At 57.6% G+C, this 3249-nt stretch carries 3 protein-coding genes; all 3 read right to left on the reverse strand.

What is annotated here, in order from left to right; translation table 11 throughout:
* Positions 1 to 458: 458 nt before the first annotated feature.
* From MKZ35_RS06070 to MKZ35_RS06080, 3 genes are read right to left on the reverse strand one after another with little or no spacing between them, the layout of a single operon-like run.
* Positions 459 to 1592: an outer membrane beta-barrel protein gene (locus MKZ35_RS06070; RefSeq protein ID WP_482512339.1), complete on the reverse strand. Its 1134-nt coding sequence runs from the start codon at positions 1590 to 1592 to the stop codon at positions 459 to 461.
* A gap of 13 nt (positions 1593 to 1605) precedes the next feature.
* Complete coding sequence (locus tag MKZ35_RS06075) at positions 1606 to 2439, reverse strand: hypothetical protein (protein ID WP_482512340.1); 834 nt, start codon at positions 2437 to 2439, stop codon at positions 1606 to 1608.
* The gene (locus MKZ35_RS06080) at positions 2420 to 2998 is read right to left on the reverse strand and encodes an RNA polymerase sigma factor (RefSeq protein WP_482512341.1); all 579 of its coding nucleotides are present in this window, start codon (positions 2996 to 2998) and stop codon (positions 2420 to 2422) included. The genes MKZ35_RS06075 and MKZ35_RS06080 overlap by 20 nt, the downstream gene beginning before the upstream one ends.
* Positions 2999 to 3249 lie beyond the last annotated feature (251 nt).

Below are 3249 nucleotides of genomic sequence, written 5' to 3' on the forward strand. Positions count from 1 at the left end.
AAGGTGGGGATGGTAGGGGGTGTTGGGGTGGGCTTGGGGAAATACTGCTCCAGGATGTCCTCGCAGCTACTCAGCGACGCCAACAGCAGCACAGCCGCGCCCCATTTGGTGAGTGATAAGGGTATTTTCATGTGTTTTTAGGATAGAAAAATTAGATGAAAAAATAGTACAATATTTTCCCTTACGCTTGCTGTAAAGACATAGTTTACCCTATGAGGAGAATAAGGCGCGATAGCGCCGAAATGCCTCAAAGGGGGCTAGTGACTCAGTCTTTCACTTTGAGAAACTCAACCTCCCGGCTAAGAATTGGATGCTAGCCTAAAGCGTCTTGTAATCATTAGTTAAGGATAAAAACTGTGTATGAGGTAATAATTGCTTAAGATGCAATGCGCGTAAAAAAGCCCCCCAGACGTATCTGGGGGGCTTTTCTTATGAGTTACTACGAATGGAAGCTGAGCTTACATTCCCCCAAACGTCACGCCGAAGCTGAGCGTCTGGGCTTGGGGGCCGCGGCCGTCCTTGAACAGCTCGTTGAGGTTGTATTTGACGAACAGATCCAGGCCGCCAATACCCACGAGGCCTTGCAGGCCATAGTTGAAATCTTCGAGGTTGAAGCTGCCGCGGTCTTTATCTTTGCGGTTGCGGCCTTCGTTGTCGTATTTGATCTTGGTGTGGCTGCCGAGGCGATAGCCGGCAAAGCCGCCCGCCCCAAGCCGGAAACCGTCGTCGTTGCCTTTCCTGTTTTTGGCGTTGAGCAGCAACATGAGCGGCAGATTGATGGTGGTGGTAGAGAGCTTGCTTTTCTCCAGGTTCAGGGTTGGCTCGTTCTGAATTAGCGTGTTGGTAGGCGTCGTGAACAGGCGGGCATTATTATCAAACATGTAGTTGTTGAAAGACAGCTCGGGGCCGGTGAGCAGGCGCACGGGGCTGCCCTGGGGGCCGAGGCGATACATATAGTGCCAGTTGAAGCTGATGTAGCGGGAGCCGAAAGGCCGCAGGTCGAAGTCTTCGGCCGTGGTGGCATCCCGATTGACCAGCGCATTCAGGCCAATATCGAAGCCGATGTTGGTGTGGCCGGGGCGGGCGTTGCGCGCATCCTGCTTGGCTTTGCGCTGGGCGGTTTTTGTGGAGTCGTCGACGGCCGAGGTGCCCACTTTGACGGAGACATGGTCGCCATCGCCATCTTCCACTACCGATACTCCGAAGGCGCGGCCCAATACCACATCTACCCGTTCGGTGTTGCCTTTTTTGCCTTCATCCGTGCGCACCGTCACCCGGATTTGCTCGGGCACCTGCTTGCCGGGCTGGTCTTTGGCGGGGTAAAATTCCATTGTCACCGACTCTGTTTTGGCGGTTTTGCCGGCGGCTTCGGCCTGGGTGATGTAGGTGTCCAGCAGGATCATGAGCGAGTCGAGCTTGTAGTTGCGCAGCTCGCGCAGCTGAGCTTTGTTCTTGACAAACAGCGTCATAGTAGCCTGGTTAGGCAGTTTCACCACAATGGTGTCGTCGGGGGCGGGGGCGGCGGCGAGGGTGCGGCAAGGCGCGGCCAGGGCCAGCAGCACTACTGCCAGCAGGGTGTAGAAGCGGTTCATGGTGCAGGAAAAATTAGAGTTGAATAACAAGGGCGTGGTTGGCGCCGGGAGGCCGTACCGTCACGGTTACTTCCTCAGGTAAGCGGGGTAAGGTCACTGGTTCGCCGCGCAGGGCATTGCTCACCTGGCGCATCACCTGCCCGCCGAGGCGGCCCCGGCGCGGAGCCTCCTGGGTAGCAGCCAGGGCCGCCGTGACCGACGAATGGCGCACTTCCACTTCTATCGGACCCGTGGGTACGGGCGGGGTAGCGGTGGCTACGGTGGGGAGCTGCTGGGGGGCTTTTGGCTGCGTTTCCTCCGCCGCGGGGCGCTCCGGTTGCGCTTTGGTGGGAGTAAGGGCGGCTACCATAGTGTTCTGTGTGGGCTTGACAGTGAGCGTTTTAGGTGATGAGGAGCGAGGAGTAGGCGTAGCGCGGACCAGTTGCGGAGCAGAAGCTGACTTGGGGCGAAGCGGCCGGGTTGGTTGCGCACCCGACTCTGGCTGCTTCACAGGAGCCGCTGCTACTACGGCGGCTTCTGTTGGGGTAGATGGCTGGGCGGCGGGAAGGGTTGCCTGAGAAGATGAATTTTTCGAAGAAGCCTCAGCAGGCGTTTTTGGTGAAGCCTTCGTTGAAACAGTAGTTACTGTACCAACAGTTGGGTTCAGATTTGCCCCCTGCCACAACCAGGCAGCGCCAGCCAGCATCAATAGCGTAATCACGGCCGCAGAGGCGTAGAGCCACATGACGGGGCGCTTACGGGCGGGCTGCAGCTCGGCTTCGAGCTGGGCCCAGAGGTAGTCGGGCGGCGGGGGCGCGTGGCGCTCCAGCTTCTCCCGAAACAGCTTATCAATATCTTCCGGTTGCATAAAATTCTTTAGGTGAGGAGGTGGAAGCTGAAGCAGTGCCCGCCCCGCCTAAGCGACGCTGGAGCATGGCCCGAGCCTTACTCAGCTGCGATTTACTGGTGCCCTCCGTAATGCCCAGCAGCTCGGCAATTTCGGGGTGAGAGTAGCCCTCTACGGCGTAGAGGTTAAAAACGGTACGATAACCGGCGGGCAATTGGGTAAGCATGTGCATCAAATCGGCCGCGGCCAGGTCACTTTCCGCGTCGGCCGCCGTGATGGCTACGTCTACGGGGTAATCATCGATGGCCAGGTGGAGCGGCTCCTTGCGGCGCAGCTGGCCCAGGGACTCGTTTACCATAATCTTCCGAATCCAGCCCTCAAAACTGCCCTCGTGGCGGTATTGATCCAACGCTCTGAATACTTTCACAAAACCCATCAGCATCACTTCTTCCGCGTCTTCGCGGTGGCGCAGATAGCGCGAACACACGGACAGCATCAGGCCCGAAAACCGCTCGTAGAGCTGTTTTTGAGCGCGGCTGTTGCCTTGGCGGCAAGCAGCAATGAGGTCGGCGTCAGTCACAGGAAGAAAGAGTAGAAAGGGACGATAGCAGGGCGTTTGATGGGGTAGATGCAACCTTTGCGGTAGCGGTTGCCTCTGGGGGTAAAAATTTTGCCTCCCCCGCCCCGGTTCGCTTAAAGCGCGAAGTCCCACAAAGAGGGGAGCTAGGCGCTCAGCCTGCGCGGCTACGTCGGCTGCCACCTCCACAACCGCTACCAAGTGGCAAACATTTTTTAAAGGTGAAAAGCCCACAACTGTTTGTTGCGGGCTTA

The organism is Hymenobacter sp. R533113, assembly GCF_056835965.1.

Bases quoted from the DNA above. Each gene is read 5' to 3' on its own strand.
- MKZ35_RS06075 (WP_482512340.1), bottom strand. From the start codon at position 2,439: ATGCAACCGGAAGATATTGATAAGCTGTTTCGGGAGAAGCTGGAGCGC.
- MKZ35_RS06070 (WP_482512339.1), bottom strand. From the start codon at position 1,592: ATGAACCGCTTCTACACCCTGCTGGCAGTAGTGCTGCTGGCCCTGGCC.